We start from the raw sequence: 25433 nt of genomic DNA, 5'->3' as shown, positions 1-25433 counted from the left end.
TGTGGGTGATAAACAGGCCGAATGGCCGAAGATAAAGGACAAAAAGTATCGAATGAGCAGCGTGGAAAGTCTGAGTGGTTTGACGGCCTTTGTGAAAGCTGCGCAGGCGGGGAGTTTCGCTTCGGCGGCAGAGCGCCTTGGCGTATCGGCGTCGGCGGTGGGTAAAAGCGTGGCGCGGCTGGAAAGCAGCCTCGGGGTGAGCCTGTTCAACCGTAGTACGCGCAGCCTGAGCCTGACGGAAGAGGGGGCGCTGTTTTATGAGCGCAGCCAGCGCATTGTGCAGGAGCTGGAGGAGGCCGAGCAGGAGCTGTCGCGGTTGATGTCCGCCCCGCGCGGACGTTTGCGGCTGAGTTTTCCGGCGATTGGCTACCGTCTTTTGCTGCCTCTGCTGCCCGGGTTCACCGCGCAGTACCCGGATATTGAGCTGGATCTTGATTTCAACGATCGTCTGGTGGATGTGATTGGTGAGGGTTATGACGCGGTGCTGCGCAGCGGTGACTTTGCCGATTCACGGTTGAAGGCGCGGCGGCTGGGGGGCTTTCGTTTTTGCCTTGTTGCCTCCGCCGATTATTTTTCCCGTCGTGGCCGGCCGCAGCAGCCTGCCGATCTGAGCGATCATGAATGCCTGCTGTACCGGTTTTCCGGCAGCGGTCAGCTTCAGCCCTGGCAGTTTGACGGCGTTGATGCGCGTCAGCTTACGCTGCAGGGGTCGCTGGTGTTCAATAATCTTGAAGCGCAGATTTCGGCCGCCCGGCGTGGGCTTGGGTTGATTTACGTGCCGGATTTTTCGGTGCAGGAGTATCTGGATAGCGGGGAGTTGGTTTGTGCTCTGGATGATTGTATCAGTGCCGGAGGGCAGTTTTCGCTGCTGTGGCCGGGGAATCGGCATTTGTTACCGAAGTTGCGGGTGTTTATTGATTATCTTGCGGAGCATATCGGGTTGGATCGGTGATTTGCTGCTTAGGTGTTTTCTGCAACTTCGGTGTTTGCGCTGACTGGCGGGTCCATCGGTTGGGCTGGTCCTCGCGCCGCTTCGCGGTGCCTTCACTTCGTGCGTCAGCCGGTCGGACCGTCAGAGACGGGCCGTCCATGGCCCGGCTCTGACTTTCACCCGCGTCCTGCGGGTGAATCCTGGCTTCCTTACTCCGTTCAGCGCTGTGGATTGCCCAACCGATGGACCCGCCAGTCTGCTTTTAAATTCTGTGTTGGTTGCGAAAAAATAACGACGCTTATTCTGCCTGGCCGACCTGGTGATCAAATTCCAAATTAGGTGTGTATGCTGAGGGTAGGTTCTACGAGTCTGCTTATTTAATATGATGTTACCTGTCATTACAGAGCAACATCGGGATGAGTTCGGTTACGAAGCTTCGCTATTGAGCAAGATCTGGGATGGATTGATTCAATGACGCTATTTGATTGAATGAAAATCAATGGAAATGCGCTACGAAATACGAAATGGGTTATCAACACTTGTTGAATTCAAGAGGTTTTTAATCCGTTACTCATCAACAGCGACGCCATTTAGTCAAGAGGGCCGGTCTGCGCCACTGCCGGGTAATCCGCAGCGCTGAGGTGGAGGCAGATGGCCAGGAGACGCCAACAAGGACGTTGGCGTCAGGTGAAGCTGGTGCATGGATGCACCATCTTCACCGGTCCGACAGGCCAGATGCCGTAACCGAAGGAACCGCGAAGCGGCGTGAGGACCGCCCGGCAGTGGCGCAGACTGGCCCCAAAACCCGGAAGCCGCAGCAATGATCGTTCGGCAGTGGCGCAAACCGGCCCAAAAGTACCTGTCCGTTAGCAACCAAAACAAAAAAACCGCCGTCCCGAAAGACAGCGGCTATATAAAACTGAACGCTAAAAACAAACCGGCCGGAATAACCCGGCCAGTGAATTAATGCTCAAACATCGCAGAAATGGATTCTTCGTTGCTGATACGACGAATCGCTTCCGCCAGCATGCCTGACAGCGTCAGGGTGCGCACGTTTGGCAGCGCTTTAATTTCTTCTGGCAGCGGAATCGTATCGCACACCACAACCTCATCAATCACCGAATGACGCAGGTTCTCAACCGCGTTACCGGAGAAGATTGGGTGAGTGGCATAAGCGAATACACGCTTGGCGCCACGCTCTTTCAGCGCTTCCGCCGCTTTGCACAGGGTGCCGCCGGTATCGATCATATCGTCAACCAGTACGCAGTCACGGCCAGCAACGTCACCGATGATATGCATCACCTGAGACACGTTAGCACGTGGGCGGCGCTTGTCGATAATCGCCATATCGGTATCGTTCAGCAGCTTGGCAATGGCACGGGCGCGAACTACGCCGCCAATGTCCGGGGAAACCACAATCGGGTTCTCCAGGCCAATCTGCATCATATCTTCCAGCAGAATCGGGCTACCGAAAACGTTATCAACCGGAACGTCGAAGAAGCCCTGAATCTGTTCGGCGTGCAGATCAACGGTCAGAACGCGGTCAACGCCAACGCTTGACAGGAAATCAGCAACCACTTTAGCAGTAATGGGTACACGAGCAGAGCGCACGCGGCGGTCCTGACGGGCATAGCCAAAATACGGAATGACCGCTGTAATACGACCAGCGGAAGCACGACGCAGGGCGTCAACCATCACAACCAGTTCCATCAGGTTATCGTTGGTTGGGGCACAGGTGGACTGGATGATGAAAATATCACCACCGCGTACATTTTCATTAATCTGTACGCTCACTTCACCATCGCTGAAACGACCGACGGCGGCGTCGCCCAGGCTGGTGTAAAGGCGGTTGGCAATACGTTGTGCTAGTTCCGGGGTGGCGTTACCAGCAAAAAGCTTCATATCAGGCACGAGAAGAACCTCAGGCTTTGCGTCGAGAGAATGAAATTAAGTCAGGGTTGGCGCAAGACCACTGACGATTTCATGCGGGTGTTAAATGAGCCTGGTGCAGCGTCCGGATCATGGTGACGCTGTCACTTCAGCTCGAATGCTCTGAAAGAATGCGGTGAAGCGGCGAAACGTTTGCGCCTCGCGCTACGAATCCCTGCAATTCTTTCGGGGCCAGCTCAAGCACCTGGCGTGCGGCGGACTCGGTGTCAAATTCAGCAAACACACAAGCACCCGTTCCAGTCAGGCGCGACGGCGCATATTCTAGCAGCCAGGAAACAAGCTGTTCAACCTCGCGGAAACGTTTTCTGACGACGGCCTCACAATCATTGCGGAAATCGGCCTCTAACAGCTCATTGATTTGCCGATATGGCGTATCTCTGGTCAATAACGGATCGTTGAACACCACCGGGGTCGCCACGCTGACGCCGGGGTGCATGACCAGATACCATTTTTCCTCCGGGGAGACGGGCGTTAGCTTTTCACCCACGCCTTCTGCATAGGCTGCAAACCCCTGCACGAACACCGGTACGTCGGCACCGAGGCTCAGGCCCAGCGCCGCCAGCTCTTCAAAACTGAAACCGGTCTGCCACTGGTGATTCAGCGCAACCAGCACCGTAGCCGCGTTAGACGAACCACCGCCCAGGCCGCCGCCCATTGGCAGGCGTTTATCTACCGCCAGGCTGGCTCCGGCATTGGCGGGCAGGGTGCCGCGCGCTGCTGCCTTCTCGCGCAGCAGTCGGGCGGCGCGAACAATCAGGTTCTGTTCATCCGGCACGCCGACAACCGGCGTTAACAGTTTTAGTTCACCGCTGCTGTCGGCGGTAATGGTCAGCGTGTCACCGTAGTCCAGAAACTGGAACAACGTTTGCAGATTATGATAGCCGTCTTCACGACGGCCGGTGATATAGAGAAATAAATTTAGTTTTGCCGGTGAGGGCCACTGTTCGATCATTTAACGGTCCAGCTATCCATTTTCAACTTGATGCGCTGGCTGCCTTCCTGCAGTTCCAGGTTTGACGGCAGCGTCGGGTTCTGTTTGCTGTCGTAGCCCTGATAGGTCACGTGCCATGTTTTGCCGTCCTGGCTGTAGTTCAGCTCGCGCAGGTGATACTGGTCGTCAAGCGAGTAGTCGGTGGCATCGCCCGGTAGGCCAAGGATCCACTGACGTAAATTATCCAGCGGAATGGTCATGCCGGTCAGCTGTGAGATCATCTGCGCGGCATCGCGGCTGACGTAGCGCTTACCTTTGTTATCCACGATTTGCGCCACCTGGCCCTGCTGGTCGAGCTGTAGCTCGGTACTGCCCAGCGGATTGGTCAGCAGCAGGCGATAGCGGTCCGGGGCGGTTTGCTGCCAGTTAAAGCGGGCATAAACTTTCTGCTGGTCGGAAAGGAAAGCAAAGGCACCGCGAGTTTGATACTGAGTAATTTTTTCCACCGCCTGCTGATGGTCGCGCCACTGCGGTGAGGTCGGGCTCTGGCCGGGAGTCTGTGGCTCTGGCGTGATGCTACAGGCCGCCAGCAGCACGCTGGCAAGGGGAATAAGCCGCATCAGGCGGCGATTCGACAATAACATTATCAGGTCAACTCCTCGGACGTAATTCGGGCATACTTGCCGCAATCAACCGCTCACGCTAACCAGCTTGCCGGGCGGCGTCAACGCTCAAATTGTCTGATTTGCGCTACAACAGGTAAATCTTGTTGCAGGGATAGGCCACGCATGACTTTTATTGATCCCGCGCATCTTGTAGAATGCGCTTCAGAAAACCCTATCAACTGTGGGATATACCCAATCTGGCACCATGACGTTACTGGCTCTTGGCATTAATCACAAAACCGCTCCTGTTGCGCTGCGTGAACGTGTTACGTTCGCGCCGGATACGCTTGACCAGGCTTTAAACAGCCTGCTGGCGCAGCCGCTGGTGCAGGGTGGCGTGGTGCTCTCCACCTGCAACCGCACTGAAATCTATCTCAGTGTAGAACAGCAGGAGAATTTGCAAGAGCAGCTGACCAAATGGCTGTGCGATTACCATCAGTTAAGCCCGGAAGACCTGCATAAAAGCCTCTACTGGCATCATGACGATGGCGCAGTCAGCCACCTGATGCGCGTGGCCAGCGGTCTGGATTCTCTGGTGCTTGGCGAACCGCAAATCCTCGGGCAGGTGAAGAAAGCCTTTGCCGACTCCCAGCGCGGCCATTCTCTTTCCAGCGAACTGGAGCGGATGTTCCAGAAGTCGTTTTCGGTGGCCAAACGCGTGCGTACTGAAACCGAAATCGGTGCCAGCGCCGTTTCAGTGGCGTTCGCGGCCTGTAGCCTGGCGCGGCAGATTTTCGAATCACTTTCCACGGTCACCGTACTGCTGGTTGGCGCGGGCGAAACCATTGAACTGGCGGCCCGCCATCTGCGTGAACACAAGGTCAGTAAACTGATGATTGCCAACCGTACCCGCGAACGCGCTCAGGTGCTGGCCGATGAGGTGGGTGCTGAAGTGATTAGCCTGCCGGACATTGATTCTCGCCTGGCCGAAGCCGACATCATTATCAGCTCCACCGCCAGCCCGCTGCCGATTATTGGTAAAGGCATGGTTGAGCGGGCGCTGAAGCAGCGCCGTAACCAGCCGATGCTGCTGGTGGATATTGCCGTACCGCGCGACGTTGAGCCGGAAGTGGGTAAATTACCTAACGCCTATCTGTACAGCGTGGACGACCTGCAGGCAATCATCGAAAGCAACCTTGCACAGCGCAAAGCGGCGGCGGTACAGGCCGAAACGATCGTGGTGCAGGAAAGCAGCGAATTTATGTCATGGCTGCGCGCACAGGGCGCGGTGGAAACCATTCGCGAATATCGTTCTCAGGCCGACCAGGTCCGCAGTGAGCTGGAGGCGCGCGCGCTGGCCGCGCTGCAAAACGGCGGTAATGCGGAAGAGGTCATTCGCGACCTCGCGCATAAGCTGACCAACCGTCTGATCCATGCCCCAACCAAATCTCTTCAGCAGGCCGCACGCGATGGCGATGGCGAACGTCTGCAAATTTTACGCGACAGCCTCGGGCTGTAATAGCGTTTCAAGCCTCTATTAACAAGGTAAAACTACACGAATGAAGCCTTCTATTGTTGCCAAACTGGAAGCATTACAGGAACGTCACGAAGAAGTCGAGGCGATGCTGGGTGATGCCGGTGTGATTGCCGATCAGGAACGTTTCCGTGCGCTGTCACGTGAATATGCTCAGCTGACCGACGTCAGTCAGTGTTTCCGCCGGTGGCAGCAGACCCAGGAAGATATTGAAACCGCCGAGATGATGCTCGACGATGCGGAAATGCGCGATATGGCGCAGGAAGAATTAAAAGAAGCGCGCGAAGCCAGCGAGGAGCTGGAACAGCAGCTGCAGGTGCTGCTGCTGCCGAAAGATCCTGACGATGAGCGCAACTGCTATCTGGAAGTGCGCGCCGGAACCGGCGGTGACGAAGCGGCGATCTTCGCGGGCGATCTGTTCCGTATGTACAGCCGCTATGCTGAAGCGCGTCGCTGGAAAGTAGAAATCATGAGCGCCAACGAAGGCGAGCACGGCGGCTTTAAAGAAGTGATCGCCAAAGTGGTCGGTGAGGGTGCCTACGGTCGCCTGAAGTTTGAATCCGGCGGCCATCGCGTACAGCGCGTGCCGGAAACCGAATCCCAGGGCCGTATTCATACCTCCGCCTGCACCGTGGCGGTGATGCCGGAGCTGCCGGAAGCCGAACTGCCGGATATCAACCCGTCAGACTTGAAAATCGATACCTTCCGTTCTTCCGGCGCGGGCGGCCAGCACGTTAACACCACCGACTCCGCCATCCGTATTACCCACCTGCCAACCGGTATTGTGGTGGAGTGCCAGGACGAACGTTCGCAGCATAAAAACAAAGCCAAAGCGCTGGGCGTGCTGGGTTCGCGTATCCGCGCCGCTGAAATGGCCCGCCGTCAGCAGGAAGAGTCCTCCACGCGTCGCAACCTGTTGGGCAGCGGCGATCGTTCCGACCGTAACCGCACCTATAACTTCCCGCAGGGGCGCGTTACCGATCATCGAATCAACCTGACTATCTACCGCCTGGATGAGGCGATGGAAGGTAAACTGGATTCGCTGATCGAGCCTATCGTGCAGGAATATCAGGCCGATCAGCTGGCAGCCCTCGCCGGGCAGGACTGATGCAGATCCGAGCCTGGCTGCGTGAGGCCATCATCCGCCTGGCAGGCGGCGACAGCCCTAAGCGTGATGCGGAAATACTGCTCGGCTGGGTAACGGGAAAATCGCGCAGCTGGCTGATCGCCTTCGACGATAGCGAACTGGATGCCGACCAGCTGGCGCGGCTCGATGCCCTGCTGACGCGTCGTGCGGCAGGCGAACCGGTGGCCTATCTCATCGGTGAGCGTGAATTCTGGTCGCTGCCGTTGTGCGTCTCTCCCCATACGCTGATCCCGCGTCCGGACAGTGAAGTGCTGGTTGAGCAGGCGCTGGCGCGCTTGCCGCAGAGTGCCTGTGCGGTGCTGGATCTCGGCACCGGGACCGGGGCTATTGCGTTGGCGATCGCCAGCGAACGGCCCGACTGTCAGGTCACCGGCGTCGATCGCATTGCCGATGCCGTCGAACTCGCCCGTTATAACGCCACAAAGCTGTCGCTGAACAATGCGCGTTTCCTGCAAAGCAACTGGTTCTCAGCACTGACCGGGCAGCAGTTTGCCATCATCGTCAGTAATCCTCCTTATATTGATGCCGAGGACGGCCATCTCAGCCAGGGCGACGTGCGTTTCGAACCGGCCAGCGCGCTGGTCGCGGGCGATCGCGGTCTGGCCGATATCAAACTGATTGCCGCCGCTGCCGGGCAGCATCTGCACCCTGAAGGCTGGCTGCTGCTGGAACATGGCTGGCAGCAGGCTGAGGAGGTTCGCCAGATATTGCGCGATAACCACTTTACCGCAGTAGAAACCTGTCAGGATTACGGCGGTAACGATCGCGTGACCTTTGGACAGAAACTGGCTGAGTAAGGAGTCAACATGGCTACATGGTATCTTCCGCTAAAACATTTCCATCTGCTGACGGTTTGCATTACCGTGCTGATGTTTGTTTTACGTTTCTGGTGGTTACAGCGCCAGTCTGCCATGCTGCAGCGTCGCTGGGTTCGTATTGTGCCGCACATCAATGACACGCTACTGCTGCTGTCCGGTGTGCTGCTGGTCACGATTACCCACTTTTACCCGTTCTCGCCACAGGGCAGCTGGCTGACTGAGAAGCTGTTTGGCGTTATTATCTATATTGCACTGGGCTTTATTGCCCTCGGACGACGTCCGCGTGCGCAGAAAGTGCGCTGGATAGCGTTCATTGTGGCCCTGGTCGCGGTTTATGCGATTGTCCGGTTAGCCACAACTAAAATGCCACTGTTGGGGTTTGTATGACGTCCTTAGCTGATTTTGATTTTACTGCCGCCCCGCTGAGTGAAGCGGTTATCGCGGCATCGCTGGCCATTCGCAGCGACTTTCCGGCTGAAAACGTCAGAGAGCAGTTGTCGGCGCTGGTAGCCGAAGCGCGTGCGACTATTTCGCCGCAGCTTGAAGCCGATTTACAGCTGGAGAAGCTGATTGAGCTTTTCTGGCACCAGTGGGGATTCGGCGGTGCGGGCGGTATCTATCGCCTCTCTGATTCTCTGTGGCTGGATAATGTACTGCGTACCCGTCAGGGAACGGCGGTGTCGCTGGGGATTGTATTCCTGCATATTGCCCGCCAGCTTGAGCTGCCGCTGTGCCCGGTTATTTTCCCCACGCAGCTGATCCTGCGCGCCGAGTGGATTGATGAAGATATCTGGTTAATCAATCCCTTTAACGGTGACACGCTGGATGAACATACCCTTGAGGTGTGGCTGAAAGGCAATATCGGCCCGATTGCCGAATTGTACGATGACGATTTGCAGGAAGCCGAGCCGCTGGCCGTGCTGCGCAAAATGCTCGATACGTTGAAGGCCGCGCTGATGGAAGAAAAACAGATGGAAACGGCGCTACAGGTGAGCCAGGTTCTGGTACAGATGGACCCTGAAGACCCCTATGAAATTCGCGATCGCGGGCTGATTTTCGCCCAGCTGGAATGCGAACACGTGGCGTTGAGCGATCTGGCTTACTTTGTGGAACACTGCCCGGAAGATCCGGTGAGTGAAATGATTAAGCTGCAGATCCACTCCATTGAACAGAAACAGATAACCCTGCACTGATGCACTGTGCGCGGTGAATACCTCTAAGACATAAGGCGAAGACATGAAACAAAAAGTGGTTAGCATTGGTGATATCCCGGTAGCAAACGATCTGCCATTCGTCCTGTTTGGTGGCATGAACGTGCTTGAATCCCGCGATCTGGCCATGCGTATTTGTGAACATTACGTCACCGTAACCCAGAAGCTGGGTATTCCTTATGTGTTCAAAGCGTCATTTGATAAGGCCAATCGTTCTTCTATTCACTCCTATCGTGGTCCGGGACTGGAAGAAGGGATGAAAATCTTCCAGGAGCTGAAGCAAACCTTCGGCGTGAAAATCATCACCGATGTGCACGAAGCCAGCCAGGCTCAGCCGGTGGCGGACGTGGTTGACGTTATCCAGCTTCCGGCCTTCCTTGCCCGTCAGACCGATCTGGTGGAAGCGATGGCGAAAACCGGCGCGGTAATCAACGTGAAGAAACCGCAGTTCGTCAGCCCGGGCCAGATGGGCAACATCGTGGATAAATTCGCGGAAGGCGGCAACGATAAAGTTATTCTGTGCGATCGCGGTGCTAACTTCGGCTACGACAACCTGGTGGTCGACATGCTGGGCTTCAACGTGATGAAACAGGTTTCCAACGGCAGCCCGGTGATCTTCGACGTGACCCATGCCCTGCAGTGCCGTGACCCAATGGGTGCAGCCTCCAGCGGTCGTCGCGCGCAGGTGAGCGAACTGGCTCGTGCCGGTATGGCGGTGGGGATTGCCGGTCTGTTTATTGAAGCACACCCGGATCCTGCCAATGCCAAATGCGATGGCCCGTCGGCGCTGCCGCTGGACAAGCTGGAGCCTTTCCTGGTGCAGATGAAGGCGATTGACGACCTGGTCAAAAGTTTCCCTGAGCTGGATACCAGCAACTAAGACAGCGTAATCTCTCCGGGCCTGATTTTCAGGCCCGTTTTCTTTCCTGCTCTTCTCGTTACCCGCCGGAGTGTGGGCCGAAAGTTTGACTCAAGGAGCCATGATGAAGAAATCTATTCTGCTGATGCTGGCAACGCTCGTCGCCAGCGGCTGTAGTAGTGACGGCAACCGTTTAAATGAGCAGCAGCTGCTGAATCAGTACTTCGTGCTGAGTGCGGTTGATAGCAAACCCGTTGAGCAACGTGCCGGGATACGTCCGGGCATTAGCTTTGCACCGGGTCTGAGAGTCAGCGGTGTCATGTGCAACCGCTTCTTCGGACAGGGGCAACTCGAACAGGGCCGACTGACGGTTCCGCAGCTGGCAACGACCCGGATGCGGTGTCACGATGGTGAACTTAACCAGTGGGAACAACTGCTGGGTCAGGTGCTGACGGCGGGGGCCAGCGTGACAATACAGCAGCAAACTCTGACGTTGAATGGGGCTGGACATACGCTGGTGTATCGGGGTGAGCAGAACGCAGAAAAGAATTGAGCAGTAAAGAATAAAAAAAGGCCGGTGAACCCCGGCCTTTTTTACGTTACAGCATAACCGTCATCAAATAGGCGGCAAACAGCGCCAGGTGCGCAGCACCGTTCAGCACGTTGGTGCGGCCGGTAGAGAAGGAGATCTGGCACAGTATCAGAGCGGAAATCATGACTACAATCTGCGGTGACTCCAGGCCGAAAATCAGCTCCTGCCCGGTCAGCGAGGCGATAATCGTTACCGCAGGCACGGTCAGAGAGATCGTCGCCAGCACCGAACCAAAGAACAGGTTCATCGCGCGCTGTACCTGGTTGGCCAGCACCGCTTTAATCGCGCCCAGTCCTTCCGGCGACAGGATCAGCAGCGCCACCAGGAAGCCGGTAAACTGTTCCGGGGCATTCATCGCCGTCAGCAACTCACCCAGCGGATTTGCATTCATTTTCGTGACGGCAATGACCGCAATCAGATGCACAATCAGCCACGCGGTATGCCAGGCACTGCTGTGTACGGAAGGCTTGCCGTGGTGCGGATCGCCGTCATCGTCTTCATGTTCGTAAACAAACAGGTTCTGATGGGTTTTGGTCTGGATCAACAGGAACACCCAGTACATGGCGGCTGAAATGGCTGAAACCAGCAGCGCCTGTGCAACGCTGAAATTACCGCCCGGAAGCGCCACGGGAAGCACCAGAACGATAATTGCCAGCGGGAAGATGGCGATCAGATACTGTTTTACACCCACGAGATTAACGTACTGAGTGGCGAATTTGCGGCCGCCGAGCAGCAGGGCAAAGCCGACCAGGCCACAGGTAACGATCATAATGATCGAGAACAGCGTGTCGCGCATCAGTGCCGGGGCGGCATCGCCGGTGGCCATCAGTGCGGAGATCAGGCTGACCTCAAGAATAACGACTGAGAGACTGAGAATAAGTGAACCGTAGGGTTCACCCAGACGGTGTGCCAGAACGTCGGCATGACGTACTACGCTAAAGGCACTGCTGAGAATAGCCACCAGCGCCAGTATATTGATGCCGACAACGACAGGTAGCGAAGTGGTATTTCCCCAGAACCACAGTACCAGCAGTGCGGCCAGGGGGAAGATCAGGGAGTACTCGGTGTGGCGGGTTTTACTGCTCTCGTGGGCACTCATAGGCTAACGCTCCTTATCGAAATCCGCTGACCCAAAACCGACGAAATCGGGGGGCCTCTTAAAGTCGTGACTGAAGTATCAGTGACAAGTGGCGAAAGTGTAATCTTTTTTTTTAACCCGGCGGCAAAAATTTACGCGATTTTACGGACTTGGGGTTAATTAATGCTGAAGTCTTTATTTTTAATAATTAACTTTTTATCCTAATGAAATATCAGGGTGTTTATTTTTTATAATCTAATGATTGGATGGTATTAACCGCTTGTAGTGAGTTTTGTAGTCGGATAATGTGCCCGGTAATGAGAAATTCAATCCAGGCCTGTAAAAAAATACGGTGGCAAAAAAACGGCTGTGCGCCAGGCTTAACGGTGATTGATTTATGCCCATTCAGGAGGTCAACAATGCCCTACGATTCCCGCCAGGCGCTGCCTGATGCCGTTAAACACGTACTGCCTGCACATGCCCAGGAGATCTATAAAGAAGCATTTAACAGCGCCTGGGAACAGTATAAAAAGAGCGACGATCGCCGTGGAGATGATTCACGCGAGGAGGTTGCCCACAAAGTGGCCTGGGCCGCAGTGAAGCACCAGTACCATAAAGGCGACGATGATAAGTGGCACAAGACGCGCTGATGTCAAAATGCAACCCGCTTACCGAAGGCGAAGTGAGGTTTTGCTGATGCCAGAATAATGTCGCTCACCCGGACAAGTTGAGCTTTTGTTTTTCAAGCGGACACGGCATTACGCCCGAAAGGGCGTATTACCCGGTTAAATTTCTGGATTCTTCGCCCGACGCCATTTCAGCCTTGCAGGTAGCCAGCGCTGAGTCGTTTCCGGGGGCTGTTCATCAATCAGCTGAGTGATCATCTCGAAGCAGTTCCACGCCAGCAGGCGTTCGTCCTGCTCGACGGTATCAATACGCACCGACAGAGCGTCATACAGATAGTGATCGTCAAAGCTACAGAGATGCATCGGGGTATCCAGCAGTCCGTGCTGGCTGAGGTAGCGCAGCACGCCTTCCTGTAGCCCACAGGCGGCGCAGAACAGCGCCTGCGGTACTCGGCCCAGACGGGCATAAAGATCGGCAAACATCTCATAACCGGAACTGGAGTGGTAATGGCCGTGCATGATCCACTCCGGGCGCACCGTCACGCCAGCACGTTCCAGCCCCTGTTGATAACCGGCCAGACGATCGCGGGTGGGGGAGATACGCGGCTGCCCGCCGAAGAAGTAAATTTCGTCATAGCCTTCTCGCGCCACCGCTTCCAGCAGGGTCGCCGTCGGGGCTGTCGCGTCGGTGATCACCAGCGGCAGCGATGACTCACCCAGATGGCGGTCAAACAGCACTACCGGCAGCTGCTGGTTAATCTTCTGATATTCGGTGTCATTCAGCATGCTGGAGGCAACAATCAGGCCGTCGATCTGACGCTGGATCAGGTTACCGACCGCCAGCGTTTCCTGGCTGGCATTTTCAGCGGTGCAGGCGATCAGCAGCTGTAGCCCCGCATCGCGGCACAGCATCTCAAGTTCATGAGAGAAGCGGGCAAAACCGTGGTTGGTCATTTCCGGCACCACCAGGCCAAGAGTATTACTGCGGCTGGAATTTAACGCACGGGCGTGGATGCTGGGCTGGTAGTGATGCTGGCGGGCGATTTCCATTACCCGACTGCGGGTAGCTTCCGCCACGCGCAGCTCTTTACCGCGACCATTAAGCACCAGACTGGCGGTGGATTTGGATACACCGGCCAGTCGGGCGATATCGTTAATGGTGATACGTTTGTTTTTAGTCACAGTGGCTTAGGCGTGAATGAACAGGCGATCATTCTATCACGCATTGCCGCAACCTCCAGTGACTGAGGCTAATCTGCGCGCTGCCGCTAAATCTCAGATGCGGCTGAGCGTCCGGGAAATAGCGCGAAGACAGCACTGCCTCACCATCGTTAATAAAGATCTCCACGCTGGAGCGATCGCAGAGGATTTGCAGCGTGCGCACCTCACCGCCCCAGTGGCGCTCTTCCTGTTCGCCGGTACGCAGATTTTTACGTCCCAGCGTCAGGCCATGACGATCGACATGAAGATTGAGTGCATCGGCAAAACTGGCGCTGAAGCTGCCATCAATCGACACGTGCAGCTCAGCACTGTCCACATCCAGTGCCGGCAGGTTACCGGCAATACCTTTAAGCTGAGTCTCATGCTGACGAAGTTGCTGAAGTTCGCGCGCCGGGCGCTGAATTACGCGATCGCCGCTCAGGGTCAGTTCGCGGGGGCAGGTCATGGTGTGTATCCAGCCATGGCTCAGCGTTGGCTGATAAAACTCATCCGCATCCGGCAGTCCCATCCAGCCGATCAGCAGACGTCGGCCATCGTCGCTCAGGCAGCTCTGTGGCGCATAAAATTCAAAGCCGAGATCGAGCTCATGAAACTCACCGTGGCTGAACTGCGCCGTGTCGTAATCCAGGGTGCCGCAGAAATAACCGCTCTGGAAGGTGTTGCGATAGCGCCAGCCGTCGGCCTCCAGACCCTGCGGACAGGTGAGCAGAATTTCACGATCGTCCAGGCGGAACAGATCCGGGCATTCCCACATATAGCCGAATTCACCCAGCCCGTTCAGGCCGCTGCCGGCCATCTCGCCCAGCAGCGTCCAGCTGTGCAGATCGGGGGAAATCAGCAGCAAAATTTTACCCTGTAGCTGCAGGTTCTGCGCCGCCAGCACCATGTACCAGCTGCCGTTATGCTGCCAGACCTTGGGATCGCGCACGTGGCCGGTATAGCCTTCCGGCAGCGGCAGTACCGGGCCCAGCTTGCGAAACTCGCCATGTTCGTCCTGTACCGCCAGGCACTGCCATGCGGTGCGTCCGCCATCAAACTTCACATTACCGGTGTAGATTAGCGTCAGCTCGCCGTGGTTATCCACCGCGCTGCCGGAGTAGCAGCCGTGGCTTTCATAGCTCTCGGACGGCGCCAGCGCCAGCGGTTCGTGCCGCCACTGCACCAGGTCCGCCGAACTCCACTGCCCCCAGAATTTGGCGCCGTGCGCACAGGCCAGCGGGTTCCACTGATAGCACAGGGTGTAGCGGCCGTTAAACTGAATAAATCCGTTCGGATCGTTCATCAGCCCGACGGGCGGAGCCAGATGCCAGGCCGGGCGATGACGATCGGCGGCCGCGCGCTGCTGGCCGCTAAGTACCGCACGCAGCGCCTGTTTCACCAGATGGGCGTCACTCATGCTTTTACCTCAACTTTGATTTTCAGCAGTAACGACAGCACAAAGGCGGTAACAAAAGCAATCACCATGCCGATCAGATAGTTGATCATTGAGCTGCTCTGCACGATCGCCAGCCCCGGCAGGGCGGTCAGGCCGACGGCGACCATATTTACGTGCATAGCTACCACCCATGCACCGCCAACCGCGCCGCCGACCAGACCGGCGATAAATGGCTTAATAAAGCGCAGGTTGATACCGAAAATGGCTGCTTCAGTAATCCCAAGCATCGCCGAGAACGCCGAGGGCAGAACGATACTGCGGGTGCGCACGTCACGGGTTTTGAACCACACGGCCAGACAGGCACCGCCCTGGGCGACGTTGGCCATTGACCAGATCGGCAGCAGGAAGTTAACGCCGATTGACGGATTACCCAATAAACCCGCCTCAATGGCGTGGAAGCTGTGATGCACGCCGGTAATCACAATCACCGAGTACAGACCACCGAAAATTAACCCGGCCAGCCAGCCTGCATGGGCAATCAGCGTGCTGAGCACCAGGGAAATCCCTTCTCCCAGCCCACGACCGGCGGGGCCGATAATCAGCAGGGCAACGAAGCCGGAGATCACCACCGTCAGGAACGGCGTAAGGATAATATCCAGCGCGTTAGGGATAAATTTGCGTAAGGTTTTTTCGCAGTGGCTCATAAACCAGACGGCCAGAAGTACCGGGAACACCGTGCCCTGATAGCCGATCATCGCAATCTCCAGACCAAAGAAGTTCATGGTGTGGAAACCGCTGGCAACGCCCCATGCGTTGGTTAACGCCGGATGGGTGAGAATGCCGCCCAGCGTCGCGCCCAGATACGGATTGCCGCCAAACTCGCGCGCGGCGGTAAAACCAATCAGGATCGGCAGGATGATAAAGGCCGCAGAGCTGCACATATCCAGCATGATAAACAGTGCGCTGCTGGCATCGACCCAGCCATAGGTTTTCACCATACCCAGCAGGCCCATCAGCAGGCCGGAGGCGACAATTGCCGGAATAATCGGTACGAAGATATTCGACAGCGTGCGCGCGATGCGCTGTAGCGGATTCAGCTTTTTCGCTGCGATATCAGCCGCTTCACTTTTGCTGGATTCATTAATACCCGCTGCTTTAATAAACGCGGCGTGGACTTTATTGACGATGCCGCTGCCAAAGATAATCTGCATCTGGCCCGCATTACGAAAACAGCCTTTCACGCCTTCGATCGCTTCAATGGCCTCTTTCTGCACTTTATCATCATCGACCATCACCAGCCGCAGACGGGTGGCACAGTGCGCCGCGCTGGCGATATTTTCCCGGCCGCCCAGCAGCGGCAGTAGTTCACGGGCTATTTTGTCAAAATCCATCATTCCCTCAGTCGGTGATTTAATGTTTCAGGCCGGTTATCAGAACCAGGTTTCCATCTGTACGCCAAAGTTCCATTCACCACCGGCACTGAAGCCGCTGCTGCCGAACGAATCATCGCTGGCGTAGCGATCCAGTGAGTTGTTCCAGTCCATCCAGGTGGCGAAGAGACGAATTTCAGGGCGCGTGAAGAAGTCACCGATATCGGCAACTTTAAACGTCGGCGCAAAGGTCAGCTTCCAGAAACTGCCGGAGACCGCCTGCCGATCTTTATAGCCCTGCGGATCGAGATCCATGTATTGATAGCTGCCTTCATAAGCCAGCGCAAAACTCGGGTTGATTTCCTGGATCAGACGCGCATTTAATGTCGCCCAGCGGTAGTGGTCGCCCGCTGCATAGCGGTCGCTGCTGCTCTGTGCCAGCACCGCCGGGGCAAAGCTCCAGCGATCGCTGAGTGGAGTGACGCCGTAGCTGGCCAGGCGCCAGGTTTCAGCCTGCTGGGTCAGGTTGCCGTCGGAGCCGATGCCTTTAACTTCGGCACCCAGCCCGCGCCCGTAAAGCACGGCGGTTTTCGCCTGACCCTCACGCAGCCCCCAGAAGCTGTCGTTGTGCAGGGCCAGCATGGCGTGCAGGCCGGTGTCGCCCGCGTTATCGTTCTGGCGGGCGGTATTCACCCGCTCGTCGTTATCCTTCGCCCGCAGGCCGCTGAGCATCAGCTGGAACGGACCGGCAAAGTTATTGGTGGTGACAATGTAGTTTTGAATGGTGTTATCAATCGCTTCGATATCACCAAAGTTACGGCCATACAGCGAGAAGCTGCTCTTCAGCCCTTCGTTCCACTGTACGTCGTAGATACCGCCGCCGGTCCCGGCGAGGAACACCACGTCGGAATCCAGCCAGTGGATGTCAAAGTTATCGCGGTCAAAGCGCTTACCGGCCCACAGGGTACTGTGGCTAAACGGACCGCTGAAATCCGGTAGATTGCCCAGCTCAACAAACGCCTGGCGAATATTCAGTTCGCTGGTGCTGCCGGTCCAGTCGTTATAGTCCTTCTGCCCGTCGGCCAGCATCGCCTTGAAGCGGGTAGTGGCGCCGTTAGCCAGCTGCTGTTTGTGTTCGAAATTCAGTTCAACGTAGGTGTTGTTTTCATTGCCCAGTCGACCCACCGCACCGCCGGTTTCCCCGGCTGGAGTTAGATAAGGACCGCTCTGTGTGCCTGCAGCCGAGTCGTTCATGATCAGGCCGGAACGGGCATAGCCGTGGAATTCAAATCCGTCAGCGAACGAGGGTTTGCTTTCCACCGGGGCGGCGCTGGCCGTTTGCGCTGGCTGGGCGTTCGCCGCAGTGGCAGAGCCCGCGACGGCAGAAGCGGCTACAGACGCTGAGCCCGGCTGGGCGCTACCGGATGCAGAATATGAAGATGCCGGAGAATCTGCCGCTGCCGATCGGGCTGAAAGCGTAGCCGCTTCATTTTGACGGGCCGTCTGTGCCTGAAGTCTGGCGACATCTTTCTCTGCCCGGCTGGCGCGGGTTTCCGCGTTGGCAGCACGATTTTCAGCCTGTTGCAGGCGTGCTTCCATCGCGGCTAATCGCGCTTCAAGGCTGCTGAGAGTCGGGGCGGCGAAACTGAGTGTGGGTGTTGCAAGCGCCAGACCGATGGCAAGGGTCAGAATTGATGGTTTGATCATCTTCTCGGTTTTCCAGAGTGTGTGTTTTATGATTTTGCTAAACCGGTTCGATCGCGAGGTTATGCCAGGTGGCACGAAATGATCAATCTGAATTGCTAACCCGGTTTAGGAAGTGTGATCGGGTTAGCATTTTATCCATTTAATTAGTGGATTTCGGCGAGATCTGCGGCGTAGGGCAGAGCGGTCATTGCGCCTTTAGCGGTGGTGGCCGCCGCGCCACTGCGCTGCGCCTGCTGAATGGCTGATTCCAGCTTGTGCGGTGCCAGCGGGCTGTCTTCCTGCGCCAGTGCCGCCAGCAGCCCGGCAACGAAGGCATCGCCCGCGCCGGTGGTATCGACGACGTTCACGGTTGGAGCCGGGAAGTGTCGCTGCGTGCCGTTCTGCCACAGCCAGACGCCTTCGGCACCGCAGGTCACCAGCAGCAGTGCGGGCTGATAGCGGCTGCCGAAATCGGCAATACGCGCGGCAAGATCGCTGGCGTCACTGAGGGTCGCTAACTCGTCTTCAGACAGTTTGATAATATCGGCCAGCTGGAAGGCGGTATCCAGCAGGGATGTCAGCAGCTGGTGGTCAGGCCACAGATCTTCGCGCAGATTGGGATCGAAGCTTACCCAGCCACCTGCCTGTTTGATGGCATGCATTGCCTCCAGCGCTGCGCTGCGGCTGGGCTCGGCGCTGAGGGCAATCGAGCAGAGGTGCAGCCCTTCACCGGCGGCGAAGCGCGGCAGGCGCTCGCTGCTGAGGAACAGGTCAGCGGCGGGGCGCACCATAAAGGTAAACTGTCGCTCGCCGTGCTGGTCCAGGCTGACCAGCACGGTAGAGGTGCGATGGCCTTTTTCGCGATGCATATTGCTGATATCAACGCCTTCGTCGCGTAGTGTGTGCTGCAGGAATTCGCCGAACGGGTCATCGCCCACGCAGCCGATAAAGGCGCTATTACCACCAAGCCGCGCGATGCCAACCGCGACGTTAGCCGGTGCGCCGCCGGGGCATTTCAACAGGCGATCCTCCTGTTCCGGTAGCAAATCGATTACTGCATCACCCAATACCCAGATTCGTTGCGTCATTGTGATTGTCCTGAAGTAAAAATCTGCCAGTAAGCTAAACTGGTTTAGCAAAAAAGAAAAGTGTTAATGTTCGCCGACTGGTTTGGGGGGCGGTGATTATGGAATAGCAATAGCTGTGGCTGGTGTGGTCGATGTGTCGGGACCCGCCTCTGCGGCTGGCGGGCGGTCCTCGCGCCGCTATGCGGTGCCTTCGGTTACGGCATCGTGCCTTTCGGAGCGACGTATTTCGGGTATGGCTGTGTTTGTGTTTGTGTTTGTGGCTGTGGTGGCTGGAGTGTCGGGACCCGCCTCTGCGGCTGGCGGGCGGTCCTCACGCCGCTATGCGGTGCCTTCGGTTACGGCATCACGCCTTTCGGATCGGCGCGGAGCGGGCGTCCTGCCCGCGCCACGCCTGATGTCAGCATCCCTGCTGCCATCTCCGGCCGTGCTGCCTTCACCTCAGCGCTGCGGATTGCCCGTCAGCCGCAGAGGCGGGTCCCCTCGGTACTACTGAGTCGCTGTAGATCTAAAAACCTACATTTCAGGCCACACAAAACTGTCAAAGCAGACGGGTAGGGATCCCGAACGGGCTATCCGCAGCGCTGAACGTAGAGAGGAAGCCCGGATTTGCCCACACGGACGTGGGCAAAAGGCGCAGCCGCGCAGGACGCGCGTCTGCGGCGGTCCGTGAGGCTGACGAACGAAGTGAAGGCATCGCAAAGCGACGTGAGGACCTGCCCGGCAGGGAACGCTACCCGTCAGTGAAGACGCTTCCGTTGAAGACAACCTCACTGACCAAAAATCACCGGTAAGCGGGTGTTTATAGACAGTGTTCCGAATGAATTTTAGGCCACACAAAACTGTCAAAGCAGACGGGTAGCGATCCCGAACGGGCTATCCGCAGCGCTGAACGGAGAGAGGAAGCCCGGATTTGCCCACACGGACGTGGGCAAAAGGCGCAGCCGCGCAGGACGCGCGTCTGCGGTGGTCCGTGAGGCTGACGAACGAAGTGAAGGTATCGCGAAGCGACGTGAGGACCTGCCCGGCAGGGAACGCTACCCGTCAGCGCAGACGCTTTGGCTGAAGACGATATTACCCAATTCGAATCGCAGACTTCGTTAATGAAGACAACACCTCCAGAATGCCGCCATCCCCGTTTCACATATCAATTTTCATCTGCCTGTCACCACCCGGTCATTTTTTTTCTTTTGTGATCCACCTCCAACTTGAAAGCTGCTGAATAAATGCATAAGGTCAGTAATAATGTTTGATAAAATAACTAAAAATAGTTAAATCGCGGACGGCGAAATCAGCAGGGTGTATTTTGAGCAGTGGCGTGGAGGTAAAAGTGTTAACAAGAGATTTCTTATTAAAAGCTGACTGTAAAACCGCTTTTGGTGATATCGAGGAATCACTGTTATGGAGTGCGGAGCAGCGGGCTGCTTCGCTGGCGGCGACCCTCGCATGCCGCCCTGACCACAGCCCGGTATGGATTTTCGGCTACGGTTCGCTAATGTGGAACCCGGTGTTTGAAGCCGATGAAGCCGCTACCGGTACGCTGGTCGGCTGGCATCGCGCTTTCTGCCTGCGCCTGACCGCCGGACGGGGAACGGCCAGTCAGCCCGGACGCATGCTGGCCCTGAAAGAGGGCGGTGAAACCACCGGCCTGGCCTTTTGCCTGCCGGAGGCAAAGCTGCACGAAGAGCTGGAGCTGCTGTGGAAACGCGAAATGATCACCGGCTGCTATCTGCCTACCTGGTGTGAACTGGCATTGGACGATGGCCGAAAAGTCACCGCGCTGGTGTTTATCATGGATCCGCGCCATCCGCTGTATGAAACCGACTCCTGCCCGCAGACCATCGCGCCGCTGATTGCTAAAGCCACCGGTCCGCTGGGAACGAATGCGCAGTATCTGTTCTCACTGGAAAAAGAACTTAACCAGCGCGGCATCAATGATGACTGCCTGACTGACCTGGCAAGTAAGGTGCGCGAACTCCAGCAGTGCCACAGTGGACTGGCGGGATAACCCCGCCGGATCTGCACATTAATGCGCCGGGTTAATCAACCAGGTTCCGGCGCGGTCGATTTTCAACTGCTGACTGTAGTCGCCTTGCGTACTGTGTACCTGAAGCAAATAGTCACCTGCCGCAAGATTCAGCACGGCGTAGCCACTGTTATTTGGCGTCACCGTCATCGCGTTATTGTTAAGCAACAGCGTATCCCCATTGCTTAGTTTCAGATACACCGTTGCCAGCGCTGGCGCGTCGGCAGCGGCTGCTGTGGCGTCGGCTACGGGAGCGGTTGGTGAAACCTCGTTTACCGGTTGCGCGACGTCAGACTGCGGAGTGCGGTTTAGCATCCACACCACCGTGCCCACGGCAAGAACGGCCAGGGCGCTCAGCAGCAGCAGCGGCTTTGACAAGCGAAGTGGGCGCTTTGCCGCAATGAGTGGTTCAGCGGCGCTGGCTGCCGGGTTTATTGCTGCCACAGGCGCTTCGGTCTCTGTTGCCGGAGCGGGGTCCGCTTCGGGCTGCGCTGTCGGCGAAACTGGCGGTTCGCCAATTGTGCTGAGCAGATCTTCAACGTCAGTCACCGGCAAATTAATCAGCGACGCCAGCTCATCTATCGACTGCGGGCGCTGCGTGGCATCCATCATCAGCGAGCGGTCAATGGCGTTGAGCAGCGGCAGCGAATATCCCTCAGGGCGAAGATCGCTCAGCGGCTGATAGCTGTCCTCAATGCTGCGTACAACGCTAACCGGAGGAGGGGTTCCGATAATCAGCGTATGCAGCACCGCACCCAGGGCATAAATATCGGTCCACGGCCCCTGTTCCGCATCGCTTTCTTCGCAGTACTGCTCCAGCGGCGCAAAGCCCGGTTTGAGCATAATCTCGGTTTCGTCAGAGAGGTTTCCAATCTCCTTGCGGGCAGAACCAAAATCAAGCAGCACCGGCAGCTGGTTTTCCTGGATTTGAATATTATCCAGCGAAATATCCCGATGCAGGAAGCCTGCGCGATGGATGGTGTTGATGGCACCAAACAGCGGCGGTAGCAGTTGACGGATCAATGCTTCGTTAATCGTCTGCGGCTGGCTGGATTGCCATGCTTTAAGCGTCATCCCGCTATAGAACAACGTCCCCATATAGGCGGTGCCATTACCTTCCCAAAAGCGCAGAACGTGCAGCAGTCCGGGGTGGTTAAAACGCGCCAGCAGCCGGGCTTCCTGCACGAAACTGTTCATCCCGGCGTTAAACAGCCGCTGATGACGCTCGGCCCGAAGCATAACGGACAGATCCTCGCTGCGAGTCGCCAGCGAGTTCGGCATAAATTCCTTAATAGCGATAGTGCGTTCCAGCAGATGGTCCCAGGCACGATAAACAATGCCGAAGCCACCGCCGCCAATCACTTCCTGAATTTCGAATTCATTGAAGCGATAGCCCGGCGGAAGCGCTTTGGTCGCATTTTGTTGCTGCTCGTTTGCCGACATAATAAAACTCTCCTAACGTACGCTACGCCAGATACTTAATTAACGGTGCGCCAGGCACCTGTTGCCGGGTCGGCAAGATCGGCATGCAGGGCATCAACCAGCAGCACGTTCACTTTCACTTTGGGATCGATCGTCGCTGACCATGTCTGGCGCAATTTCTCAACCCGCTCTTTAATTTCTGCGGCGTTACTGGCGTCGGTTTTGTCCATCTTAATCAGCAGCGTTCCTTCAAAAGACCAGACGTGAAGCTCAGGAATGAATGGCAGTACCAGCCAGCTGTCCGGCGCATCAGGGCGGCTCACCACCATGCGCTGATTATTCACTGTAACAACGTCAAGTTCGCCCGGGGCAGGATGCAGGTCCCGCAGCGGGTAACCCTGATAAAAAGTGACTTCCAGCGGCAGCGCAGGGTTTTGACCATTCATCAGGCTCAGTTCACTGCTGCCCTCCAGCCAGCCGTCGGAGGTACAGGTCATCGATTTCGTTTCGGGGATAAACAGCGACGAGCCGCGATCGTCCCACCACGTACGGAAGTGGCAGCCGCCGGGCAGATCGAAGTAGTGAAGCGGTACGGTGTTTGCCGGGCGGGAGATATCCAGCGGTGCGGCGTTATCGGCGGTGGCTGTGGCGGTGGCATCGGCGGTAATGACCGGCTGCCAGCCACCGCTCTGCAGGGCATTGCCCACGGCCAGTACTGAGCCACGACTGCTGGTCATCTGCCACGGCAGCTCTTTCAGCTTGCCGCACTGGTTGTGCAGAAGCTTTCCGACCTGCGGCAGGAACTTATCGAGTACGACGGATTCAGTGGCTTTTGCGGAAACAATGCGCAGGTTGATCGTTTCCTGGCACCAGGACTGCGGAGCACTGCTGGTAACATTATCAATAAATACGTCCAGCGAAAGGCTGGGAGAGGATACGACCCGGTAATCTTCCGCCCGCGCGCTGGCGGCAGCCATCAGGCTCAGGACAACTGGCAACCAATATTTCATAGCATTCCTTGAAATTAATCGCGCGGTGGTAAAAACCGGGCTGAATCCGTCAGAGAAAAAAGCAAAGTAGTGTCCTGCGGTGACCCATACCAGACGGCCACGGCGCTAAGATTATCCTTTTTTTCACTGCGGTCGATAGCTTTCTGCATTAGAGCCAGCCATTCCTGCGGTGAGTTTACCATTCTTAGTGCCTGTTCCATCTCGGCAGGTGTCAAATTATTCCAAAAACCATCGCTGCACAGCAGAAAAACATCGCCATCTTCCAGCGGCAATACGGCGCTGTAATCGTGGGGCTGAACGCTGTCGGTGCCCAAAGCGTTATACAGTAAATGACTGTTTATTCCCGTATTATCATACCCGGCGTCATGAAGTTGTTGCACCAGACTATGATCGCGGGTCATGTCATGAACCACACCGCGACGAAAATGATAAACGCGCGTGTCTCCGGCGTGGCACCACCAGGCCCGCCGCCCGGGACGATCGATAAATAGTGCGGCAAGGGTGGTACTCATTTTCTTCAGTGCGGGTTCTGCCCGCTGCGCCGCACGGATGGCCTGTTCACAGGCGGCAATCATCTCTTCCGTCTGCAAAGGTGAAAGCGCGTTTTGCCCGGCAGTCTGCGAAAGCAGCGTATCGCGTGCAATGATGGCGGCCCGTTCACCGCCCGGGCTGCCCGCCACGCCGTCGCAGACGACGAACGTACCGAATTGCTCGTTAAGCTGTGTACCGGTGGCGTCCTGATTACTGACGCGTCCACCAATCTGTGACGTGCTGCAAAAGGTGATATTCATCGATCCTCCTCGGCGCTTTGAGAATCTTTGTACTGGTTGACTTCCATTTCATACGCCTGCAAAAACGCCTCGCCAAACAGCGAGTGAAAGTCATCCTCAATATCTCCGGATGTATTCTGATAGTGGCGTAAAAAGTAGTCCCACAGAGCCGCCTTGCGCGATGTGCTGAGGGCCAGTCTGGGGATGGCGCTGTCCTGGCGGGCGTGTTCTTCGAGCCGCTGCGGGTTAAACGACTGGAGCATTGCGGCAATAATTGCCCGAATCCCGGAGGTCATCCCCAACTGATGGGCCTGTAAATCAACCAGCGCGTCGCGCACCGCCTGCTCCGGCGGCATAAACCCCGGCATCTGGCTTTGATAAATCTGCATCAGTACCGTTTTACCGCTGGGCAGAATTTTAAACGGATTGTTTGCCTCATTGAGGATCATGGTCATTTCGGCTTTGACCCCGCGTTTGAGGATTGAACGAGAGGAGAGCAGGGCGACCGTACCCTGTGAGAACAGGCTCAGCATACGGCCGGTCAGGCGCATCTGCTCTTCGCTGAGTTCAGCAGTCTGACCGGCCGCCGGTTCCAGACCCATACCTTCCAGTAGTGCATTGAGCAGCCGCTGCTCATGACTGCCATCCCTTGCCGGATCGCCGTTATCACTGTAGCTGGTGGGCAGAGGGTTTATCGCCAGCCTGGCGGCAGCATCGCGTGCGGCGCGCAGTTCAAGCTCTTCCGCACTCGGTTTTTCCTGAACGCTATCGGGTAACATAGCCGGGTTAAGAATCCCCAGTGGATCTTCCGTGCTGCTGCTTTCACCATTAAACAGCAGCAGTGGATCGTCCAGTACCGTACTGTCGTCGGTCCTGTGGGGATCGGTAACCATAATATGATAGTGACCAATCGTTAGCATATCGCCGTGCATCAGCCTGACCTGTTCACCGCGAGCAAGGGAGCGTTCATTATGTATCACCGCGATAACGCTACCCTGGCTGGTCAGACGACATTCCCCGGCGGGGGAAACATGAACCAGCGCCTGTAAACGAGAAATGGTACGTTCAGGGTCGGGAAGGACCAGATTGTTATCCGCGCTGCGGCCGATGGTGCCACCAGGCGGTGCGAAATCACAGCTTACGGAGACGTCCTGCTCCAGATGGTTTAAAAGAGTAAGTCGCATAC

The 25433-nt window shown here is 56.7% G+C and carries 23 protein-coding genes; 10 read left to right on the top strand and 13 right to left on the bottom strand.

What is annotated here, in order from left to right; genetic code table 11:
* Positions 1-61 precede the first annotated feature (61 nt).
* Positions 62-952 (top strand): LysR family transcriptional regulator, encoded by an 891-nt coding sequence (locus OMR58_RS10465; RefSeq protein ID WP_200562681.1) that lies wholly within the window; start codon positions 62-64, stop codon positions 950-952.
* Positions 953-1894: 942 nt separating this feature from the next.
* Here the strand turns inward: OMR58_RS10465 and prs are convergent.
* The 3 genes from prs to lolB all read right to left on the bottom strand — a co-directional run bounded on the left by prs (position 1895) and on the right by lolB (position 4456).
* Positions 1895-2842 (bottom strand): ribose-phosphate diphosphokinase, encoded by a 948-nt coding sequence (prs, locus tag OMR58_RS10460; RefSeq protein ID WP_105594349.1) that lies wholly within the window; start codon positions 2840-2842, stop codon positions 1895-1897.
* Between the two features lie 127 nt (positions 2843-2969).
* The gene (ispE, locus tag OMR58_RS10455) at positions 2970-3833 is read right to left on the bottom strand and encodes a 4-(cytidine 5'-diphospho)-2-C-methyl-D-erythritol kinase (protein WP_264545861.1); all 864 of its coding nucleotides are present in this window, start codon (positions 3831-3833) and stop codon (positions 2970-2972) included.
* Positions 3830-4456, bottom strand: a complete 627-nt coding sequence (gene lolB, locus OMR58_RS10450) for a lipoprotein insertase outer membrane protein LolB (RefSeq protein ID WP_264545860.1) — start codon at positions 4454-4456, stop codon at positions 3830-3832. The genes ispE and lolB overlap by 4 nt, the downstream gene beginning before the upstream one ends.
* Positions 4457-4682: 226 nt before the next feature.
* Between lolB and hemA the strand changes: the two genes are divergently transcribed.
* The 7 genes from hemA to OMR58_RS10415 all read left to right on the top strand — a co-directional run bounded on the left by hemA (position 4683) and on the right by OMR58_RS10415 (position 10539).
* The gene (gene hemA, locus OMR58_RS10445) at positions 4683-5936 is read left to right on the top strand and encodes a glutamyl-tRNA reductase (RefSeq protein ID WP_264545859.1); all 1254 of its coding nucleotides are present in this window, start codon (positions 4683-4685) and stop codon (positions 5934-5936) included.
* Positions 5937-5976: 40 nt separating this feature from the next.
* The gene (prfA, locus tag OMR58_RS10440; RefSeq protein WP_105594353.1) at positions 5977-7059 is read left to right on the top strand and encodes a peptide chain release factor 1; all 1083 of its coding nucleotides are present in this window, start codon (positions 5977-5979) and stop codon (positions 7057-7059) included.
* Positions 7059-7895: a peptide chain release factor N(5)-glutamine methyltransferase gene (gene prmC, locus OMR58_RS10435; RefSeq protein WP_264545858.1), complete on the top strand. Its 837-nt coding sequence runs from the start codon at positions 7059-7061 to the stop codon at positions 7893-7895. Before prfA ends, prmC begins: the two co-directional genes overlap by 1 nt.
* Positions 7896-7904: 9 nt before the next feature.
* Entirely contained in the window at positions 7905-8303 is a 399-nt protein-coding gene (locus OMR58_RS10430) for a SirB2 family protein (protein ID WP_105594355.1), read from the top strand.
* Positions 8300-9109 carry an invasion regulator SirB1 gene (gene sirB1 / locus OMR58_RS10425; RefSeq protein WP_200562662.1) on the top strand — a complete coding sequence of 270 codons (810 nt, stop codon included), beginning with the start codon at positions 8300-8302 and terminating at the stop codon, positions 9107-9109. Before OMR58_RS10430 ends, sirB1 begins: the two co-directional genes overlap by 4 nt.
* A 43-nt stretch (positions 9110-9152) precedes the next feature.
* Positions 9153-10007: a 3-deoxy-8-phosphooctulonate synthase gene (gene kdsA, locus OMR58_RS10420; RefSeq protein WP_105594357.1), complete on the top strand. Its 855-nt coding sequence runs from the start codon at positions 9153-9155 to the stop codon at positions 10005-10007.
* A 103-nt stretch (positions 10008-10110) separates the two neighbouring features.
* Complete coding sequence (locus OMR58_RS10415) at positions 10111-10539, top strand: META domain-containing protein (RefSeq protein WP_200562664.1); 429 nt, start codon at positions 10111-10113, stop codon at positions 10537-10539.
* A 46-nt stretch (positions 10540-10585) separates the two neighbouring features.
* On the opposite strand, the gene chaA is transcribed toward OMR58_RS10415, so the two are convergent.
* Positions 10586-11677, bottom strand: coding sequence for a sodium-potassium/proton antiporter ChaA (gene chaA / locus OMR58_RS10410; RefSeq protein ID WP_264545857.1), 1092 nt, complete (start codon positions 11675-11677; stop codon positions 10586-10588).
* A 398-nt stretch (positions 11678-12075) separates the two neighbouring features.
* Between chaA and chaB the strand changes: the two genes are divergently transcribed.
* Positions 12076-12306, top strand: coding sequence for a putative cation transport regulator ChaB (chaB, locus tag OMR58_RS10405; protein WP_200562666.1), 231 nt, complete (start codon positions 12076-12078; stop codon positions 12304-12306).
* A gap of 135 nt (positions 12307-12441) precedes the next feature.
* On the opposite strand, the gene OMR58_RS10400 is transcribed toward chaB, so the two are convergent.
* From OMR58_RS10400 to OMR58_RS10380, 5 genes are all read right to left on the bottom strand, one after another.
* Positions 12442-13464: a LacI family DNA-binding transcriptional regulator gene (locus OMR58_RS10400; protein WP_200562668.1), complete on the bottom strand. Its 1023-nt coding sequence runs from the start codon at positions 13462-13464 to the stop codon at positions 12442-12444.
* Positions 13465-13492: 28 nt separating this feature from the next.
* Entirely contained in the window at positions 13493-14899 is a 1407-nt protein-coding gene (locus OMR58_RS10395) for a sucrose-6-phosphate hydrolase (RefSeq protein WP_200562670.1), read from the bottom strand.
* Positions 14896-16269, bottom strand: coding sequence for a sucrose-specific PTS transporter subunit IIBC (locus OMR58_RS10390; RefSeq protein ID WP_264546043.1), 1374 nt, complete (start codon positions 16267-16269; stop codon positions 14896-14898). Before OMR58_RS10390 ends, OMR58_RS10395 begins: the two co-directional genes overlap by 4 nt.
* A 39-nt stretch (positions 16270-16308) precedes the next feature.
* Positions 16309-17955 carry a carbohydrate porin gene (locus OMR58_RS10385; protein ID WP_200562672.1) on the bottom strand — a complete coding sequence of 549 codons (1647 nt, stop codon included), beginning with the start codon at positions 17953-17955 and terminating at the stop codon, positions 16309-16311.
* A gap of 143 nt (positions 17956-18098) precedes the next feature.
* The gene (locus OMR58_RS10380; RefSeq protein ID WP_200562675.1) at positions 18099-19022 is read right to left on the bottom strand and encodes an aminoimidazole riboside kinase; all 924 of its coding nucleotides are present in this window, start codon (positions 19020-19022) and stop codon (positions 18099-18101) included.
* Between the two features lie 1327 nt (positions 19023-20349).
* Between OMR58_RS10380 and OMR58_RS10375 the strand changes: the two genes are divergently transcribed.
* Positions 20350-21027, top strand: a complete 678-nt coding sequence (locus OMR58_RS10375) for a gamma-glutamylcyclotransferase (protein WP_200544554.1) — start codon at positions 20350-20352, stop codon at positions 21025-21027.
* An 18-nt stretch (positions 21028-21045) separates the two neighbouring features.
* On the opposite strand, the gene OMR58_RS10370 is transcribed toward OMR58_RS10375, so the two are convergent.
* Genes OMR58_RS10370 through tagH form a run of 4 tightly spaced genes read right to left on the bottom strand, consistent with a single transcriptional unit; the run spans position 21046 to position 25431 of the window.
* Positions 21046-22488, bottom strand: a complete 1443-nt coding sequence (locus OMR58_RS10370; protein WP_200558565.1) for a serine/threonine protein kinase — start codon at positions 22486-22488, stop codon at positions 21046-21048.
* A 35-nt stretch (positions 22489-22523) separates the two neighbouring features.
* Positions 22524-23477 carry a hypothetical protein gene (locus OMR58_RS10365; protein ID WP_264545856.1) on the bottom strand — a complete coding sequence of 318 codons (954 nt, stop codon included), beginning with the start codon at positions 23475-23477 and terminating at the stop codon, positions 22524-22526.
* Between the two features lie 14 nt (positions 23478-23491).
* Positions 23492-24268, bottom strand: a complete 777-nt coding sequence (locus OMR58_RS10360) for a PP2C family protein-serine/threonine phosphatase (RefSeq protein WP_105594368.1) — start codon at positions 24266-24268, stop codon at positions 23492-23494.
* On the bottom strand, positions 24265-25431 hold the full coding sequence (gene tagH / locus OMR58_RS10355; protein ID WP_264545855.1) for a type VI secretion system-associated FHA domain protein TagH: 1167 nt from the start codon (positions 25429-25431) through the stop codon (positions 24265-24267). Before tagH ends, OMR58_RS10360 begins: the two co-directional genes overlap by 4 nt.
* Between the last annotated feature and the right edge of the window lie 2 nt (positions 25432-25433).

Origin of the sequence: Erwinia sp. INIA01 (genome assembly GCF_025947915.1) — a bacterium.
In the GTDB taxonomy this organism is placed as follows: domain Bacteria; phylum Pseudomonadota; class Gammaproteobacteria; order Enterobacterales; family Enterobacteriaceae; genus Erwinia; species Erwinia coffeiphila.
The sequence above is the reverse complement of the archived record's forward strand: the minus strand, read 5'-3'. Positions and strand labels throughout refer to the sequence as shown.